The following is an 18,129-nucleotide window of genomic DNA, read 5'->3' on the forward strand; positions in this document are numbered from 1 at the left end:
ATATTCGACCCTAGGCGCTGTCGGCTTGGAGTGCGCGCAGCGCCTCCCGCCGGTCGGCCTGTTCCACCGGATCCGGCACCGGCAGGGAGGCCAGCAGGCGCTGCGTGTACGCCTCCCTCGGGTTGCCGAGCACCTCGGCGCCCGTGCCCTCCTCGACCAGCTTGCCGCGGTGCAGCACGGCGATCCGGTCGGCCAGCAGATCGACCACGGCCAGGTCGTGGCTGATGAACAGCGCCGCGAAGCCGAACTCGCGCTGCAGGTCCGCGAAGAGCTCCAGCACGCGGGCCTGCACCGACACGTCGAGCGCGGAGGTCGGCTCGTCCGCGATCAGCAGGGTCGGCTCCAGGGCGAGGGCGCGCGCGAGGCTGGCCCGCTGCCGCTGGCCTCCGGAGAGCTCGTGCGGGAAGCGGTCGCCGTAGCTGCGCGGGAGCTGCACGGCCTCCAGCAGCTCGTCCACCCTGCCGCGCGCGGCCGAGGGCGAGGACGCCCTGCCGTGCACGACGAGCGGCTCGGCCACGCAGTCCGCGATGGTCAGCAACGGGTTGAAGCTCGACGCCGGGTCCTGGAACACGAAGCCGATGTCGCTGCGCACCTTGCGGAACTGGCGCTCCCTGACGCCGTTCATCTCGATCCCGAGCACCTTCAGGGAACCCTCGGTGACCTTGCCGAGCCCGGCGATGGCACGTCCGATCGTGGTCTTCCCCGAGCCGGACTCGCCCACCAGCCCGAGCACCTCGCCCGGCCGGATGTCGAAGCTCACGCCGTCGACCGCGACGAAGCCGGGCCGGCCGAGCCGTCCCGGGTACTGGATGCGCAGGTCGCGTGCAGCGACCACCGGCGCCTCGTCCGGCCGTTCGGCACGGGCGATCGCCCGGTCCTGGGTGGCGACCAGGCCCTGGCCGATGCGCGGAACCGACGCGAGCAGCTGGCGCGTGTACTCGGCCTGCGGCGCCGCGAACAGCGTGCGCGCGTCGGCCTCCTCCACGACCTTGCCCTGGTACATGACGGCGACGCGGTCGGCCAGGTCGGCGACCACGCCCATGTTGTGGGTGATCAGCACGATGGCCGCGCCGAACTCGTCGCGGCAGCGGCGCAGCAGGTCGAGGATCTCGGCCTGCACCGTCACGTCGAGCGCGGTCGTCGGCTCGTCGGCCACGATGAGTCCCGGGTTCAGCACCAGCGCCATGGCGATGACGATGCGCTGCTTCTGGCCGCCGGAGAACTGGTGCGGGTAGTACTTGACCCGCTTCTCCGGCTCCGGGATGCCGACCCGGCGGAGGATGTCGACCGCCTGCTTCTGCGCCTCCTTCTTGGACAGCTTGCCGTGGGCGCGGAGGCCCTCGGCGATCTGCCAGCCGACCTGGTACACGGGGTTGAGCGCGGTGGACGGCTCCTGGAACACCATCGCGACGTCCGTCCCGCGCACCTCCCTGAGCTCCTTCTTGCTCAGCGAGATGACGTCCGCCTCGTTGGCGCCGTCCCTGCTGCGCAGCACCACGGCTCCCGAGGCGGTCGCGGTCTCCGGCAGCAGGCCGAGGATGGTTTTGGCGGTGACGGTCTTGCCCGAACCGGACTCCCCCACGATCGCAAGCACTTCGCCCGGCGACACGCGGAGAGTGACATCGTCGACGGCCTTCACGGCGCCGGCGTCGGTTGCGAACGTCACCGACAGGTTGTCGATGCTGACGACGTCGCTCATGGCTTGACCTCGATTCCGTGCTCGTCGAACGACTCTCCGCCCTCCAGGCCGTCGATGCCGCCGGGGCCCGCCTCCAGCGGACCGCCGGGGACGACCGACGTCTCGGCGACCAGGCCCGACGCCTCTGCGGCGCGGCGCCGGCCGCGCAGGCGCGGGTCGGCGAGGTCGTTGAGGCTCTCGCCCACGAGCGTGATGCCGAGCACGACGAGCACGATCGCGAGACCCGGGTAGATGGCTGTCCACCAGATGCCGCTGGTGACGTCGGACAGCGCCTTGTTGAGGTCGTACCCCCACTCCGCGGCCGCGGTCGGCTCGATGCCGAAGCCGAGGAAGCCGAGGGCCGCGAGCGTCAGGATGGCCTCGGAGGAGTTCAGCGTGAAGATCAGCGGCAACGTGCGGGTGGAGTTGCGCAGCACGTGGCGGTACATGATCCGACCGTTGCTGGCGCCGACCACGCGGGCCGACTCGACGTAGGCCTCCGCCTTGATCCGGACGACCTCCGAGCGGATCACCCGGAAGTACTGCGGGATGTAGACCACCGTGATCGAGATCGCCGCGGCGAGGATGCCGCCCCAGAGGCTGGACTGGCCGCCCGAGATGACGATCGCCATCACGATCGCGAGCAGCAGCGACGGGAATGCGTAGATCGCGTCGGCGATCACCACGAGCAGGCGGTCGACCCAGCCGCCGAAGTAGCCTGAGACGAGGCCGAGGATGACGCCGGCGAAGATCGACAGGATCACCGCGACGACGATCACGAGGATCGCGGTCTGCGCTCCCCAGATCACGCGCGAGAACACGTCGTAGCCGCCGACCGTCGTGCCCCAGATGTGCGCCGGGCTCGGCGGCTGCTGCGAGCCGAACTGGCCCTGCGCGTCCTTGAGCTGCGCGAAGCCGTACGGGGCGATGAGCGGCGCGAAGATCGCGACCAGGATGAACAGGGCGGTGAGCACGAGGCCGGTGACCAGCATCCCGCGCTGCAGTCCGACCGACTGGCGGAGCTGATGGACGACAGGGAGCCGGCTCCAGATGGTGCGCTTCTGCGAGGCCATGTCAGTACCTCACTCTCGGGTCGATGAGCGCCGCGATGATGTCGACGATGAAATTGGTGACCGCGACGATGACGGCGAGCAGGACGACCATGCCCTGGACCGCGACGAAGTCGCGTGCCTGCAGGTAGTGCGAGAGCTGGAAGCCCAGTCCCTTCCACTCGAAGGTCGTCTCGGTGAGGATCGCGCCGCCGAGCAGCAGGGCGATCTGGAGGCCGATGACCGTGATGATCGGGATGAGCGCCGGACGGTAGGCGTGCTTGCGCACCAGCCGGCTCTCGCTCACACCGCGCGAACGGGCGGCGTCGACGTAGTCCGTCGAGAGGGTGCCGATCACATTGGTGCGCACCAGCCGGAGGAAGATGCCAGCGGTCAGGAGGCCGAGGGTCACGGCCGGCAGTATCGCGTGCAGCAGGACATCGCCGACCACCGCCGGGTCGCCGGTCTGGAACGCGTCGATCAGGTAGATGCCGGTCTTGTTCGGGAGGGTCTGCATCTCGATCTCGGAACTGGTCGACGCGCGGCCCGCCACGGGGAGCACGTCCAGCCAGATCGAGAACACCAGCTTGAGCACCATGCCGACGAAGAACACCGGGGTCGCGTAGCAGAGGATCGCGAAGATCCGCAGCGACGCGTCGCCGAACCGGTCGCGGTAGTACGCCGCGAGCAGGCCGAGCGGGATTCCGACGATGAACGCGACGATGAGCGCGTAGAACGCCAGCTCGAGGGTGGCCGCGCCGTAGGTGATCAGCACCTGGGTCACGGGCTGGTGGTCGGTGAAGGTCGTGCCGAAGTCGCCGCGCAGGATCTGCCCGAGGTACTCGAAGTACTGCACGAGCAAGGGCCGGTCATAGCCCGCCTCGTGGATGCGCTGCTGGAGCTGCGCGGGAGGCAGCTTGCCGCCGAGCGCCGCCGTGACGGGGTCGCCGGTGGAGCGCATCAGGAAGAAGACGACCGTGACGAGGATGAAGATCGTCGGGATGATGAGGAGGGCGCGGATGACGATGTAGCGGCTGAGGCCGCCTCCCGTTCGCCGACGCGTCCTGGTTCGTTCGGGGCCGGGCGCCGTGGGCGCCGCCGGCCCGCTGACCGTCGCTGTCATAGGAGCCAATCGTGGGTGGTTCGTGGGTGAGGGCGGCTCGCGCCAGACGCGAGCCGCCCCCCTTTCGGCCGTGTGGTGCGGCCTAGCCCTTCGAGAGAGCCGCGTAGCGGAACTTGAACGACGGGTCGAGCGTCTTGTCGGCGCCGTTGACGTTCTTGCCCACCACGGCGACCTGAGCGCCCTGCAGCAGCGGCAGGGTGGACAGGTCGGCGCCCACCTTGGCCTGGATCTGCTCGATCAGCTTGGTGCGCTCGGCCTTGTCGGTGGTGCCCAGCTGCTGGGTGATCAGCTGCTGGACCTCGGGGTTGTCGTAGTGGTTCGCGAGGAAGTTCTCCTTGCTGAAGAACGGCGACAGGTAGTTGTCCGCGTCGGAGTAGTCCGGGAACCAGCCGAGCTGGTAGGCCGGGTACAGGTCCTTGACGCGGTCCTTGGAGTACTGGACCCACTCGGTCGACTGCAGGTTGACCTTGAACAGGCCGCCGTTCTCGAGCTGCTCCTTGACGAGCGCGTACTCGTCACCGGAGGACGGGCCGTAGTGGTCCGGGTTGTACTGCAGGTTCAGCGAGACCGGGGTGGTCACGCCGGCGGCCTGGAGAGCAGCCTTCGCCTTGTCGAGGCTCGGTCCGCCGTTGCCGTCGCCGTAGAGGTCCTTCAGCACGGTGGTCGCACCGGTCAGGCCCTGCGGGACGTAGGAGTACAGCGGGCTGTAGGTGTCCTTGTAGACCTGCTTGGCGATGGTCGCGCGGTCGACGAGGTCGGCAGCGGCCTGGCGCACGGCGAGAGCCTTCTTGGCGTCGGCCTCCGGGGTCGTCGCACCGAACGGCTGGGTGTTGAAGTTCCAGACGATGTAGCGGATCTCACCACCCGGGCCCTTGACGACCTTGACGTTCTTGTCCGTGCCGAGGCTCTGGATGTCCGTCGCCGACAGGCTGCGGTACGCGACGTCGATCGCGCCCTTCTGGATGTCGAGCTTCAGGTTCGACGACTCCGCGTAGTACTTGACGTTGACCTTCTCCGTGGCCGGCTTGCCGAGCAGGCCCTCGTAGTTGGGGTTCGCCTTGTACGCGATGAGGTTGTTGAAGTCGTAGCTCGTGATGTCGTACTGACCGGCGAACGGGTGACCCTTGACGATGGTGTTGTCCGGGGTGACCTTGTCGGCCGAGAACACCTGGTGGTCGACGATCGGGCCGGCGGGGCTGGAGAGCACCTGCGGGAAGGTCTGGTCGTTGGGGACCTTGAGCTTGAAGACCGCGGTCGTCTTGTCCGGCGTGCTGACGCTGTCGAGGTTGCCCAGCAGCGACGCGGGACCGTTCGGGTCGTTGATCTTGAGCTGGCGGTCGAAGGTGAACTTGACGTCCTCGGAGGTCAGCGGGTGACCGTTCGCGAACTTCAGGTCCGGCTTCAGCTTCACGGTGTACTCGGTGGGCGACGTGAAGGCGGCGCTCGCGGCGATGTCCGGCTTGACGTCCGGGCTGCCGTACGGCGAGTTCAGCAGGAACGGGTATACCTGGTTCATCACGGCGAAGGAGCCGTTGTCGTAGGAGCCGGCCGGGTCGATCGACGTGATCTTGTCCGTCGTGCCGATGGTCAGCGTGCCGCCGCCGCCTCCGGAGCTGTTGTTGCTCCCGGAGCAGCCCGCGAGCACCAGCGCCGCGGCCGCGAAGGCGGCCGACACGGCGAGCAGGCGCCGTCCGCCGATGTGTACGGATCTCATATCCGATTACCTCTTCCTTGGTGGGGTCACTGATCCGGCAGAGCGCACGCGAGTGCCACGTCGCCGGATCGCGTAGCCACAGTCCTAGCACGAATGCCGCGCAGGATACGCATCCTGCCGCGGATCGCGGCGCAATCTTTACATCGACGCAACAATTCCGCGCGCATTTGCGCATGCTGCCACGGATTCCGTCGCCGGAACGTGGAGATGCCCTATTCTGCCCCGCTACTCGCCGCGCAGCCGCATCCGCTCGCGGTCGATCGACGCCAGCGCCACCTGCAGCGACCGCCGGAGCTCCGCGTTCTGCGGGTCGGTGCGCGCCAGCCGCGACGTCAGCTCGGCCTTCTCACGCAGCAGGTCCCGGTCGATCAGGCCGTCCAGGATCGAGCGGGCGTAGCGGCCCACGTCCGAACCGGTCTGCGGGAGGGCGCCGACCGCGAGCGCGTTGACCGTCGGCGCGTAGGCCTGCGGCACCTCGGCGAGCACGCGGTCCACCCAGCCGGGGTCGGCCATGGACGGCAGCTGGCTGGCGATCGCGTCGCGCACCACGGCGTGGGTCGGGTTGACGAACGGCACCTGGAGGGCACGGGCGGCCCGCTCGGCGCCGACCTCCGCCGGGAGCTGGAGCAGCACCATCAGGCTCTCGCGCTCGGTGCGCTGGGTGGGATCCGTGGGGTCGGCCTCCCGGACCGGAACGGGGGCGTCCGCTCCCGGCTGTCGAGCCGGCTGCCGTCCCGGTGCGCCGTCGCGGCCGCCCTGGCGCCCGCCGTCGTCACCCCGCCCGCTGCGCTGGGCGGAGCGCACGGCACGGAGGGCGTCCTGGAGGTCGCCGCCGGAGAGGCGGGCGAGCTCGCGCGTGTAGCCGTTCTGCGACGCCGGGTCGCGGATGGTCGCCACGATCGGCGCGCCGGCGCGCAGGGCGGCCGTGCGGCCCTCCACGGTGTCGAGGTCGAAGCGGTCGACCACCTGGCGGATCATGAACTCGAACATCGGCTTGCGGGCGTCGATCATCCGGCGCACGGCGTCGTCGCCGCCGGCGAGGCGGAGGTCGCACGGGTCGAGCCCGTCCGGCCCGACCGCGACGTAGGTCTGGGCGGAGAAGCGCTGCTCCTCCCCGAACGCGCGGGCGGCGGCCTTCTGGCCGGCGGCGTCGGGGTCGAAGGTGAAGATCACCGAGCCGGTGCTGCTGTCGTCGCCCATGATCCTGCGGATGACCTTGATGTGGTCGATGCCGAAGGCCGTGCCGCAGGTGGCCACGGCGGTCGTCACGCCGGCCAGGTGGCATGCCATCACGTCGGTGTAGCCCTCGACCACCACGACCTGGTCGTTGCGGGAGATGTCTCGCTTGGCGAGATCCAGGCCGTAGAGCACCTGGGCCTTCTTGTAGACGGCGGTCTCCGGGGTGTTCAGGTACTTCGGGCCGTTGTCGTCCTCCAGCAGCCGCCGCGCGCCGAAGCCGATTGTCTGCCCGGTCACGTCGCGGATCGGCCAGACCAGCCGGCCGCGGAACCGGTCGTAGACGCCGCGGTCGCGCTGCGACACCAGGCCGGAGGCGAGCAGCTCGTCGGGGGTGAAGCCCTTGCCGCGCAGGTGATCGGTGAGCTCGTCCCAGCTCTTCGGTGCGAAGCCGACGCCGAAGTGGGCGGCCGCCGCGGCGTCGAAGCCGCGCTCGCCCAGGAACCGGCGGCCCGGGTCGGCGTCGGGGGCGGCCAGGCGCTCACGGAAGAACTCCTCCGCGGCGGTGTTGGCGGCCAGCAGCCGGGCGCGGTTGCCGCTCGACTCGCTCGGGCCTCCCCCGCCCTCCTCGTAGTGCAGCTGATAGCCGATGCGGCCCGCGAGCCGCTCCACGGCCTCCGTGAAGGACACATGGTCGAGCTTCACGAGGAACGCGTACACGTCGCCGCCCTCGCCGCAGCCGAAGCAGTGGTAGCGGCCCACGCCCGGGCGCACGTTGAAGCTCGGGCTCTTCTCGTCGTGGAACGGGCAGAGGCCCTTGAGCGCCCCGACTCCGCCGGGCTTGAGGCTGACGTAGTCGCCGATGATGTCGGCGATGTTGGTGCGGGCCTTGACCTCTTCGATGTCGCTTTGTCGTATCCGGCCGGCCATGCTCTCGATTCTAGTGAGCGGCGCCGACCTCAGTCGCGCGGAGGCCGCCTGCGCCGGGTGTTCTGGGCGATCTCGATGATCGCGCAGAAGACCTCGATGGTCACCCGGAGCAGCAGCACGCTCAGGATCGCGGCCACCAGGGTCACCAGCACGCCGAGCAGGAAGACGAACGCGCCGCCCGGAGACCGGGTCGCGATCGCGATGCCGAGACTGTTGGCGAAGCCGACGACGATCCCGAGGCCGATGAGCACCAGCCCGACGACGTACACGGGTCCGGCGAGCTTGCGAGTCACGTAGCTGGTGAAGGTGAAGTCGAACAGCGAGGAGAAGAACCGCGAGTCGTCCAGGCGGTCGGCGAGCTCGTTCACGCTGCGCCCGCGCCGCGCGTCCTGCGGACCGTCGGCGGGTTCGGTGGGGGTTTCCGCGGCTGCTTCGGTGGCGGGCTCCTCGGCGACGGCGCCCACCGGCACCTCCGCATCGGCGGGCGGCGCGGGCACGGCCTCCGGCGCGGCCGCCTCGGGCGCTGCGACCTCGGGCGCTGGCGCCTCGGCGGAGCTCAGGACCTCGGTCTCCGCGGTGCCCGTCTCTGGAGTAGCCGCACGGTAATAGTCGTCCGCCGACGGAAGGACCGCGGTCGCGGCCTCCGTCTCGAGCGGCTCGGTGCGCTCCGCCTCGGCAGCGACCGGGGGCTCCACCGGCGAGGAAGAAGTGTCGGGCGCGGCCGCGGTCTTGGCCCGGCTCGCCGCCGTCCGGCGACGCGGAGTGGCCGGCTTCGCGGCGCCGTCAGCGGACTCCCCCACCACCGTCTCGTCCGCCGCCGCCTTGCCCAGCATGGCGTCGAGGATCTCCGGGGCCTCGCCGTTCGGCGACATCGCCGAGGTCTTCGCGGGAGTGCGCTTGCGCGGGGAGGGCGTGCGCTTGGCAGGCGCCGGCCTCGCGGCGGCGCTCGCGGTCTCGGAGGCGGGCGCCGACTCCGATGCCGCCGCGCCGGGCTCGGCCTCCATGGGCCGGTCGCCGTCCGCCGGGGGCTGTGGGCTGCTCATGCGTCTCCTCTGCTTCGCGTCCCTCAAGCATTCTGCACACCGGCTGCCGATTCAAGCCCGGCCTCGGCGCGCCGGATCAGTGCTGCACGAGCCGCTCGAACCAACTCAGCGCGGACTGGTCGGTCAGACTGGCCACCTGGTCGACGACGACGCGCTTGCGCTCGACGTCGCCGGCCGCGAGCCGCCAGTCCTCCTGGAACCCGGGGTCCAGCTCCTGCGGGCCGCGCGAGAGCAGGACATCGGCCAGCGCCGTCAGCACCTGACGCTGCTGCGCGTAGATCGGCTGCCGGGAGTTGCGCGACATCACGAAGGTGGCGACGATCCCCTTCAGCACGGCGATCTCCGCACGGATGGCGTCGGGCACGACCACGTCGGCCCCGAACCGGCGCAGCTCCACGCCGCCGGCGCGATGCTTCGTCTCGTGGACCGCCGCATGGGCGAACCGGCCGATGAGCTGGCTCGTGAGGTTCTTCAGGTGGGCCTGCGCGCGCCTGCTGCCGTCCCAGCGGTCGAGCCAGATGTCGAGGCTGTCGAGGCGGTCGAAGGCCGCGATCAGCTCGTCGTGGCTGAACTCGCCGCCGACCCACTCGTACATCGACCGGACCAGGTCGTCGTGGTCGACCCGGCTGCCGAGCGCGGCGACGTCGATGTAGCCATTGACCACGGCGTCCTCGAAGTCGTGCACCGAGTAGGCGATGTCGTCGGAGAGATCCATCACCTGCGCCTCGATGCTGCGGGTGCGGTCGGGGGCGCCGTCGCGCATCCACTCGAACACCGCGTGGTCGTCGGCGTAGAAGCCGAACTTCGCGCGTCCGCTCGGGTCGGCGACCGAGCTGGTGTCCGGCCACGGGTACTTGCAGCTCGCGTCGAGGCTCGCGCGCGTCAGGTTGAGGCCGTAGGGGCGGCCGTCGCGGCCGAACACCTTCGGCTCCAGGCGGGTGAGCAGCCGCAGCGTCTGGGCGTTGCCCTCGAAGCCGCCGATGTCCTCCGCCCAGGTGTTGAGCGCCCGCTCGCCGTTGTGGCCGAAGGGCGGGTGGCCGATGTCGTGCGCGAGGCAGGCGGTGTCGACGATGTCCGGGTCGAGCCCGAGGCTCGCGGCGAGCTCGCGGCCGACCTGGGCGACCTCCAGGGAGTGGGTCAGCCGGTTGCGCGCGAAATCGAGGCCCGCAGTCGGGCTGAGCACCTGCGTCTTCGCTGCAAGCCGGCGCAGCGCGCTCGAGTGCAGGAGACGAGCGCGGTCGCGGGCGAAGTCGCTGCGACGGCTGGAGTGGTGCTCGGGGAGCCAGCGCTCCCGGTCGCGTTCGCTGTAGCCGTCGGCCGGGACGCTGTCGATCATCGCCGTCGCGCTATCCACCACTGTTGTGCACCTCCGCCTCGGCGACCTCCGCACGCGCGCTGCCCGCCAGCTCGCGGCTGTCCAGCCAGCCGTCGGGCAGCGCGGGACGCTTGGGCGACCCGGCGCGACCGCGCTGGCCCTCCGCCGCCTCCCCCGGGTACTCCTGACTCCAGTCCAGGGTCGCAAGCAGGTCGTCTAGGTGTGCGAGCGTGTCCACGGTCGCCAGGCTCGCGCGCAGGTCGCCCCCGACCGGGTAGCCCTTGAAGTACCAGGCGACGTGCTTGCGGATGTCGCGGCAGCCGCGCTCCTCGCTGTCGAAGAACTCGACCAGCAGCTCGGCGTGCCGACGGAACGTCGCCGCCACCTGGCCGAGCGTCGGGTGGGCCTGAGCAAGGGCGGCCTCCTCCGCGGTGAGCTCGCCCGCCCTCGCGCGGAACGCCGCAGCGAGGTCGCCGAACAGCCACGGCCTGCCGAGGCAGCCGCGGCCGACCACGACGCCGTCGCAGCCGGTCTCGTCGACCATGCGGATGGCGTCGGCCGCCGACCAGATGTCGCCGTTGCCGAGCACGGGCGTGCCCGTGATCGTCTCCTTGAGCTTCGCGATCGCGGACCAGTCCGCGTGGCCCGAGTAGAACTCGGCGGCGGTGCGCGCGTGCAGCGCGATCGACGCGACGCCCGCGCCCTCCGCGGCCTTGCCCGCCTCCAGGTAGGTGAGGTGGTCGCCGTCGATGCCCTTGCGCATCTTCACGGTCAGCGGGGTGTCGCCCGCTGCCGCGACGGCGCCCTCCACGATCTCGCGGAAATGCGCGAGCTTCCACGGCAGCGCCGCGCCGCCGCCCTTGCGGGTGACCTTGGGCACCGGGCAGCCGAAGTTGAGGTCGATGTGGTCGGCGCGGTCCTCCGCGACGAGCATCGTGACGGCCTCCCGGACCGTCTTCGGATCGACGCCGTAGAGCTGGATGCTGCGCGGGGTCTCCGACTCGTGGTGCGTGATCAGCCGGAGCGACTCCGGGGTGCGCTCGACCAGCGCCCGGGACGTGATCATCTCGCTGACGTAGAGGCCGGCGCCGAACTCGCGGCAGAGCCGGCGGAAGGCGGTGTTCGTGATCCCCGCCATGGGCGCGAGGACGACCGGCACGTCGAGTGCGAGCGGGCCGATGGTCAGCCTCGGGCTCGCCTCCGTGCGGGGAGCTAGGGTTGCGGTAGTAGACATCTGCATCGATTCTCCCAGAAAGCGTGCTGATACATGGCCGAGAGCCCCGAAGCTGTGGAATCCGCCGGCGGCCGCCGGCGTGTGGAGGAGGATGCACGGGCCCGCGGCATCCCCGTCCGGATCGTCGAACGGCCCGCCGCCCGGAGCCTCGAGGAGGCCGCCGAGCTGCTCGGGATCCAGCCGGGCGACATCGTCAAGACCCTGGTCGTCAAGCGCAGCGACGACACGTTCGCGTTCGCGCTGGTGCCCGGCGGCCGCAAGATCTCCTGGCCGAAGCTCCGCGCCGTGCTGCACGTCAACAAGCTGCAGCTGCCGGACGCCTCGGTGGCGTTCGCGGCGACCGGGTACGAGCGCGGCACCATCACGCCCTTCGGCAGCACGACCGCGTGGCCCGTCATCGCCGACACGACGGTCGCCGGCCGCACGGTCTCCATGGGAGCCGGCGAGCACGGCTACTCACTGTTCGTGGACGCGGACGCCCTCCTCTCCGGCTTCGATGCGACCCTCGCCGACATCACCGACCCGGAGTAGCCCCCGCCGTCGCCATCCACCCAGTGGGGTCGCAACACGCCGCACACGCGAGGCGTCCACGGCGTGTTGTGACCCCGCTACGTGACGGTGCCTGTGGATAACTCCGAGGGTGCGTCGGGCGGGTGCCAGGGTGTGGGGATGCGTCGTCCTGAGCCCCTGCCGCCTGCACTGCGTTCGCCCGCGTTCTCGGTCGCGGCGGCGACCGCCGCTGGGGTGTCGTCGGCCCGGCTTCGCAGGGCGGATCTCGTTGCACCGTTCCATGGGGTGCGTGTCCCGGAGACCGAGTTCGACGGCGGCTTCCGCTCGCGATGCGTCGCCTACCGAGCGGTCATGCCGCGGACCCAGTGCTTCAGCCACGGCACCGCGGCGATGATCTACGGGCTGTCACTCCCGCGACGGCTCCACGAGGCCACCGACCTCCACGTCTCGTCTCTCGAGGGCCGGCGGGCACCTCGCGGAAAGGGTGTCGTCGGTCACAAGTCCGGTGTGACCGCCGATCAGGTCCGGCTCCATGGGGGCCTCCGTGTGCCGGGCGTCGAAGCGGTGTTGTGCCAGCTCGCCGCGTCGCTCACCATCGATGAGCTCATCGTCGCAGGAGACTCCTGCCTGCGACGCAAGAGCCCCCTCTCCACAGGTGCGATCCTGCGCGCAACCGTGGACGCCGCCCGGAATCGTCCAGGGGTGGACAGACTCCGTGCCGCGCTGGCGCACGTCCGCCCAGACACCGACTCCGCGATGGAGACAGTGCTTCGGATGTCACTCGTCGGCGCCGGACTTCCCGAACCGGTCGTGAATCGTCCCATCCGCGTCGGATCGGGCAGAGACCTTCACGGCGACCTCGTCTACGCGGAGCAACGGATCGTCGTCGAGTACGACGGCGACCACCACCGCACCGACGCGCGTCAGTACTACGGCGACGTCGATCGGATCTGGGCGCTGGAGACTGCCGGCTGGCGGGTCGTCCGCATCAACCGCACGCACCTCGACAGCGGAGCCGCTGTGGCCGTCGCCCGCGTCCGCGCTGCCCTGGCGGAGCGGGGACGCAACACCCCGTTTTGACTAGTGCCTTACGGCGTGTCGGGACCCCGCTTCCGTTTTCAGTCGGGGAGGACGCAGGTGTCGCCGTCGCAGCCGGCGGCGGCCGGGTCGCCCAGAAGGGCGAGCGGCGGGCGCAGCGCGGGCGGCGCGGCTGCGGCGGGTGCCGCCGCCTCCGGCGCGGCGCTCACGCGGTCGCCTCCGCTGAGTCGGCCGGAGCGGCCGATCGCTCGGCCCAGACCTGCTCGAGCACCTGGGCGAACGTCGTCGCGTCCTGTGCTCCCGAGACGCCGTACCGGCCGTCGATGACGAAGAACGGGACGCCGTTGATGCCGTACTCGGCCGCCGTGCGCTGATCCTCGCGCACCGCCGCCACGTACTCCCCGGACTCCATCGCCGCCAGCGCGGCGTCGCGGTCGAGCCCGACCGAGGCCGCGAGGTCGGCGAGCGACTCGACGCGGCCGACGTGGCCGCCCTCGACGAAGTAGGCGCTGAACAGCCGCTCCGCGAGCTCGAGCTGCTTGCCCTGCGCCTTGGCGAAGTGCAGCAGCTCGTGCGCCTTCACGGTGTTGGTGTGCTGGAGGGCGCCGAAGTCGTAGTCGAGGCCCACCGAGGAGGCGATCCCGGTCACCCGGTCGAGCATCTGGTGCACCTGCTCGGCGGGGATGCCCTTGTGGCCGGCGAGGAAGTCCACCTCGCTGCCGTCGAAGTCGACCGGAGTGTCCGGCGACAGCTCGAAGGAGTGGTACTCGACCTCCACTGCCCGGCCCTCACCCGCGCCGGAGAACAGGCCGCTGTCCGACTCGAATTTGCGCTTGCCGATGTAGCACCACGGGCAGGCGATGTCGGACCAGATGTCGATCTTGATGGGTTCGCTCACGATAAGCGTCAACAGGATGCAGCGCTGCAGTTATTCCGGCGCGTCACAGCGCAGTGTCCTCGGCCGTGTCGTCCGGCGTGTCCACCGCTCCCCCGAACCGGCGGTTGCGCCGGGCGAAGATGTCGATGGCGTTCCAGAGGTCGGTGCGCGAGAAGTCCGGCCACAGGGTGTCGAGGAAAACCATCTCCGCGTACGCGCTCTGCCAGAGCAGGAAGTTGCTGGTGCGCTGCTCCCCCGAGCTGCGCACGAACAGGTCGACGTCCGGCATGTCCGGGAGGTAGAGGTGGCGCTGGATGGTCTTCTCCCCTACGGCCGACGGCTTCAGCCGGCCAGCTGCGACCTCCGCCGCGATCTCGCGCACCGCGTCCGCGATCTCAGTCCGGCCGCCGTAGTTGACGCACATCGTCAGCGTCAGCACGTCGTTGCCCGCCGTGAGGCGCTCGGCGTACTGCAGCTCCTTGATCACCGACGACCACAGCCGCGGCGTCCGGCCGGCCCAGCGCACGCGCACGCCCCACTCATTGAGCTGATCCCGCCTGCGGTGCAGGACTTCGCGGTTGAAGCCCATCAGGAAGCGCACCTCGTCGGGCGAGCGCTTCCAGTTCTCGGTGGAGAACGCGTAGACGCTCAGGTGTTTGACTCCGACCTGGATGGCGCCGGCGACGACATCGAGCAGGGAGGCCTCCCCGGCCCGGTGCCCCTCGATGCGGGTGAGGCCCTGGCGGTTCGCCCAGCGACCGTTGCCGTCCATTACGAGCGCCACGTGCTCCGGGACCGCCTTCGGCGGGAGGGCGGGCGGATAGAGGCCCGTCCAGTCGACCGGCCGGTAGGCGACCGCGTCCTTGTGCGTGTAGGGCTTGGGCGTCATCCACTCGCCTTCTGATCGTGCTGGACGTGCTGCAGGGAGCGCAGGCCGCGCTCCAGATGCCATTGGGTGTACGCGGCGACGAGCCCGTTCGCCTTCGAGCGGGTCGCGTCGTCGGCGGCGTCCGCCAGGGCCCAGTCCCCCGAGAGCAGCGCGCCGAGCAGTGCGATGGTCGCGGCGTCGACCCGCGGGGCGCCCTGCGGTGCGCAGTCGTCGCACACCACACCGCCGAGCTGGACCACCACGTGCTCGTGAGGCCCTGCGGCCCCGCAGCGCGAGCAGTCCGCGAAGCTCGGCGCCCAGCCCGCCAGCGACAGCGCGCGCAGCAGGTACGAGTCCAGGGTGAGCTGCGGGCCGTGCTCGTGCCGCGACAGCGAGCGGAGCGCGCCGACCAGCAACAGGTACTGCTGCAGCGACGCCTCGGCGTCGGTCAGCCGGTCGGCGGCCTCCACCATCGCGTTGGCGGCCGTGTAGCTGCCGTAGTCGTCCGCGATCAGCGCGCCGTACGCCCCGATCGTCTCGGCCTGCGTGACGACGTCGAGTGTGCGCCCCTCGTAGAGCTGAACGTCGGCGACCATGAACGGCTCCAGCCGCGATCCGAACTTGGAGGCTGTGCGCCGCACCCCCTTGGCCACCGCGCGGATCTTGCCGTGCTGCCGGCTGAGCATGGTGACGATGCGGTCGGCTTCACCCAGCTTGTGGGTGCGCAGCACGACGGCTTCATCACGGTAGACAGGCACGACTCCAGTATCCCGCGTGATACAAGTGACTGGTGACATCCGCCGCGTTCTCGATCCCCCTCTGGGGCGACCTGGTCGCCGTGGGCGTCGGCAGTCTGCAGGGAGCGATGTTCGCCTCCGGCTTCCGCGACCGCAGGCTCGACCTGCTCGGCATCGCCATCATCGGCGTGGCGACCGGGCTGGGCGGCGGCCTCCTGCGCGACATCCTCCTCAACGTCACGCCGGTGGCGTTGCAGTCCAACTGGTATCTGCCGGCCACGGTCGTCGCCGCGCTGCTCGGGATGCTGCTGGTACGGCTGTTCCGCAGGCTCGACCCGATCATCACGTTCCTCGACGCGCTCACGATCGGCCTGTTCGGGGCGATCGGCGCGACGAAGGCGCTGGCCCTCGGCCTCCCGGAGGTGCCCGCGGTGTTCGTCGGCGTCGTCTCGGCGGTCGGCGGGTCGATCCTGCGCGACGTGCTGCTGACCCTCCCCATCGCGCTGATGCACGTGGGCTCGCTCTACGCGGTCGCGGCGGGCGCCGGCACGATCGTGCTGGTCGTGCTGGTCGACCTGAAGGTGCCGTTCGGCATCGCGGTGCTCGTCTGCGTCATCGTGACGCTCGTGATCCGGCTGTTGGCCGTGCGCTTCGGCTGGAGCCTGCCGGAGCAGCGCGAACTCGGCCGGCTGCGCGCGCCGAGCTGGATGGCGTTCGGCTTCGGGCGCCGCCCGAGCGTCGAGCGGACGAACGAGCGGACCGATACGGGCGCGATCCCGCGCTACCGCATCGACCGCCGGGACGACACTCCGTAACTCCGGAGGCTCGGCGCGACGCGCCGCCCGAACGGCCGGAACTCCGGAGATCGCGGGCCTGGAGGGCGGGATCTCCGGAGTTCCGGAATGGGATTTCGGTGGACGTGCGGGGTCAGGCGCCGACCAGCTCGGCGTGCGCGGCGTTGCCGGCCGAAGCCCGCACCGCCCGGTTCACGGCGGAGACGACGGCCTTGAACGAGGCGGTCGTGGTGTCGCCGTCGATGCCGACGCCCCACAGGCGCACGCCGTCGACGTCCAGCTCCACGTACGCCGCCGCCTGCGCCGACTCGCTCGCCGACAGCGTGTGCTGCGAGTAGTCGTAGAGGTGGGCGTTGATGCCCCGGGAGTTCAGGATGTCGAAGAACGCCGCGATCGGGCCGTTGCCCTCGCCCGTCGCCTTCGCGACCGTGTCGCCGTCGCGCAGCGCCACCGTGAGAGTGACGTGCTCGCCGGTCTCGTTCGTCGTGCTCGTGCTGCCCAGCTCGAACCGGCCCCACTTCGCGTCGGGCTCGGAGGCCGGCGCCGGCAGGTACTCGTCCTGGAAGATGTCCCAGATCTGCGCGCTGGTCACCTCGCCGCCCTCGGTGTCGGTCTTGGCCTGCACGACACCGGAGAACTCGATCTGCAGCTTGCGCGGCAGGTCCATCGCGTGGTCCGTCTTCAGCAGGTAGGCGACGCCGCCCTTGCCGGACTGCGAGTTCACCCGGATGACCGCCTCGTAGCTGCGGCCCAGGTCCTTCGGGTCGATCGGCAGATACGGGACGGCCCAGACCAGGTCGTCCACGGACACGCCCTCACGCTCGGCCTGCGCGGCCATCGCCTCGAAGCCCTTCTTAATGGCGTCCTGGTGCGACCCGCTGAAGGCGGTGAAGACCAGGTCGCCGCCCCAGGGGCTGCGCTCGCCGACCGGCAGCTGGTTGCAGTGCTCGACGGTGCGCTTGATCTGGTCGATGTCGCTGAAGTCGATCTGCGGGTCGATGCCCTGCGTGAACAGGTTGACGCCCAGCGTGACCAGGTCGACGTTGCCGGTGCGCTCGCCGTTGCCGAACAGGCAGCCCTCGATGCGGTCGGCGCCGGCCATGTAGCCGAGCTCGGCCGCGGCCACGGCGGTGCCGCGGTCGTTGTGCGGGTGCAGCGACAGGATGACGTTCTCGCGGTGGTTCAGGTGCCGCGACATCCACTCGATCGAATCGGCGTAGACGTTCGGCGTCGCCATCTCGACGGTCGCCGGCAGGTTGATGATGACCTTGCGCTCGGCCGTCGGCTCGAAGACCTCCAGCACCTGGTTGCAGATGTCGGCCGCGAACTCCAGCTCGGTGCCGGTGTAGGACTCCGGCGAGTACTCGTAGTAGACCTCGGTGCCGGGGACCAGCGACTCGTACTGGCGGCACAGCCGCGCGCCGGCCAGGGCGATGTCGACGATGCCCTGCTGGTCGGTGCGGAAGACGACGTCGCGCTGCAGGATGCTCGTGGAGTTGTAGAGGTGCACGATCGCCCGCTGGGCGCCGACCAGCGACTCGTAGGTGCGCTTGATCAGATGCTCGCGCGACTGCGTCAGCACCTGGATGGTGACGTCGTCGGGGATGGCGCCCTCTTCGATGAGGCTGCGGACGAAGTCGAAGTCGGTCTGGCTGGCCGACGGGAAGCCGACCTCGATCTCCTTGTAGCCCATGCGGACCAGCAGGTCGAACATGATGCGCTTGCGCTCGGGGCTCATCGGGTCGATCAGGGCCTGGTTGCCGTCGCGGAGGTCGACCGCGCACCAGCGCGGCGCCTGCGTGATGCGCTTCGCCGGCCAGGTGCGGTCCGGCAGCTCGACACGGATCTGCTCGTGGAACGGACGATACTTATGAATCGGCATGGCGCTCGGCGCCTGGGTGTTCTTCATGGTCTGTCTTCTCCTCGCGGTGTGTTGTGGAGAGCCAACGACGAACTCCGCGACGAGGGAGGCCCAGAATTAGGACTCGTCGCGGCAGCTAAGAAGGAGCAGACCGTACACAGAAACAACGGTACCACGGCGTC

Annotated in this window: 16 protein-coding genes; 3 read left to right on the forward strand and 13 right to left on the reverse strand. The window is 70.2% G+C overall.

The features are described from left to right. Window positions 1-10: 10 nt before the first annotated feature. The 8 genes from AC3A3H_RS14160 to dusB form a co-directional block, all read right to left on the reverse strand. The gene (locus AC3A3H_RS14160; protein ID WP_487615185.1) at window positions 11-1,699 is read right to left on the reverse strand and encodes a dipeptide ABC transporter ATP-binding protein; all 1,689 of its coding nucleotides are present in this window, start codon (window positions 1,697-1,699) and stop codon (window positions 11-13) included. Then, window positions 1,696-2,751 (reverse strand): ABC transporter permease, encoded by a 1,056-nt coding sequence (locus AC3A3H_RS14165; protein ID WP_487615186.1) that lies wholly within the window; start codon window positions 2,749-2,751, stop codon window positions 1,696-1,698. Before AC3A3H_RS14165 ends, AC3A3H_RS14160 begins: the two co-directional genes overlap by 4 nt. A 1-nt stretch (window position 2,752) precedes the next feature. Next, entirely contained in the window at window positions 2,753-3,850 is a 1,098-nt protein-coding gene (locus AC3A3H_RS14170) for an ABC transporter permease (RefSeq protein ID WP_487615187.1), read from the reverse strand. A gap of 82 nt (window positions 3,851-3,932) precedes the next feature. Next, window positions 3,933-5,564: an ABC transporter substrate-binding protein gene (locus AC3A3H_RS14175; RefSeq protein ID WP_487615188.1), complete on the reverse strand. Its 1,632-nt coding sequence runs from the start codon at window positions 5,562-5,564 to the stop codon at window positions 3,933-3,935. A 225-nt stretch (window positions 5,565-5,789) separates the two neighbouring features. Next, window positions 5,790-7,670, reverse strand: a complete 1,881-nt coding sequence (gene dnaG / locus AC3A3H_RS14180; RefSeq protein ID WP_487615189.1) for a DNA primase — start codon at window positions 7,668-7,670, stop codon at window positions 5,790-5,792. Between the two features lie 29 nt (window positions 7,671-7,699). Beyond that, window positions 7,700-8,713: a DUF4282 domain-containing protein gene (locus AC3A3H_RS14185; RefSeq protein ID WP_487615190.1), complete on the reverse strand. Its 1,014-nt coding sequence runs from the start codon at window positions 8,711-8,713 to the stop codon at window positions 7,700-7,702. A gap of 76 nt (window positions 8,714-8,789) precedes the next feature. After that, a complete protein-coding gene (locus AC3A3H_RS14190; RefSeq protein ID WP_487615191.1) occupies window positions 8,790-10,049 on the reverse strand; it encodes a deoxyguanosinetriphosphate triphosphohydrolase in 1,260 nt (419 codons plus the stop codon). Window positions 10,050-10,059: 10 nt separating this feature from the next. Continuing rightward, a complete protein-coding gene (gene dusB, locus AC3A3H_RS14195; RefSeq protein ID WP_487615192.1) occupies window positions 10,060-11,262 on the reverse strand; it encodes a tRNA dihydrouridine synthase DusB in 1,203 nt (400 codons plus the stop codon). Window positions 11,263-11,295: 33 nt separating this feature from the next. Here dusB and AC3A3H_RS14200 point away from each other — a divergent pair, with 33 nt between their 5' ends. Both AC3A3H_RS14200 and AC3A3H_RS14205 read left to right on the forward strand, forming a co-directional pair. Next, window positions 11,296-11,793 carry an aminoacyl-tRNA deacylase gene (locus tag AC3A3H_RS14200; RefSeq protein WP_487615193.1) on the forward strand — a complete coding sequence of 166 codons (498 nt, stop codon included), beginning with the start codon at window positions 11,296-11,298 and terminating at the stop codon, window positions 11,791-11,793. Window positions 11,794-12,123: 330 nt separating this feature from the next. Beyond that, complete coding sequence (locus AC3A3H_RS14205) at window positions 12,124-12,852, forward strand: DUF559 domain-containing protein (protein WP_487615194.1); 729 nt, start codon at window positions 12,124-12,126, stop codon at window positions 12,850-12,852. A 38-nt stretch (window positions 12,853-12,890) separates the two neighbouring features. Here AC3A3H_RS14205 and AC3A3H_RS14210 read toward each other — a convergent pair whose 3' ends face one another. The 4 genes from AC3A3H_RS14210 to recO are packed head-to-tail and all read right to left on the reverse strand — an operon-like array spanning window position 12,891 to window position 15,313. Then, window positions 12,891-13,019 carry a hypothetical protein gene (locus AC3A3H_RS14210; RefSeq protein WP_487615195.1) on the reverse strand — a complete coding sequence of 43 codons (129 nt, stop codon included), beginning with the start codon at window positions 13,017-13,019 and terminating at the stop codon, window positions 12,891-12,893. After that, a complete protein-coding gene (locus AC3A3H_RS14215) occupies window positions 13,016-13,708 on the reverse strand; it encodes a DsbA family oxidoreductase (protein WP_487615196.1) in 693 nt (230 codons plus the stop codon). The genes AC3A3H_RS14210 and AC3A3H_RS14215 overlap by 4 nt, the downstream gene beginning before the upstream one ends. A 43-nt stretch (window positions 13,709-13,751) precedes the next feature. Beyond that, window positions 13,752-14,576, reverse strand: coding sequence for an isoprenyl transferase (locus AC3A3H_RS14220; RefSeq protein WP_487615197.1), 825 nt, complete (start codon window positions 14,574-14,576; stop codon window positions 13,752-13,754). Continuing rightward, window positions 14,573-15,313, reverse strand: a complete 741-nt coding sequence (gene recO, locus AC3A3H_RS14225; RefSeq protein ID WP_487615198.1) for a DNA repair protein RecO — start codon at window positions 15,311-15,313, stop codon at window positions 14,573-14,575. The genes AC3A3H_RS14220 and recO overlap by 4 nt, the downstream gene beginning before the upstream one ends. Window positions 15,314-15,345: 32 nt before the next feature. On the opposite strand from recO, the gene AC3A3H_RS14230 reads away from it, so the two are divergent. After that, window positions 15,346-16,107, forward strand: coding sequence for a trimeric intracellular cation channel family protein (locus tag AC3A3H_RS14230; protein ID WP_487615199.1), 762 nt, complete (start codon window positions 15,346-15,348; stop codon window positions 16,105-16,107). Between the two features lie 112 nt (window positions 16,108-16,219). Here AC3A3H_RS14230 and leuA read toward each other — a convergent pair whose 3' ends face one another. After that, window positions 16,220-17,995 (reverse strand): 2-isopropylmalate synthase, encoded by a 1,776-nt coding sequence (gene leuA / locus AC3A3H_RS14235; protein WP_487615200.1) that lies wholly within the window; start codon window positions 17,993-17,995, stop codon window positions 16,220-16,222. Between the last annotated feature and the right edge of the window lie 134 nt (window positions 17,996-18,129).

It is taken from the genome of Leifsonia sp. Soil_N53, assembly GCF_057655165.1.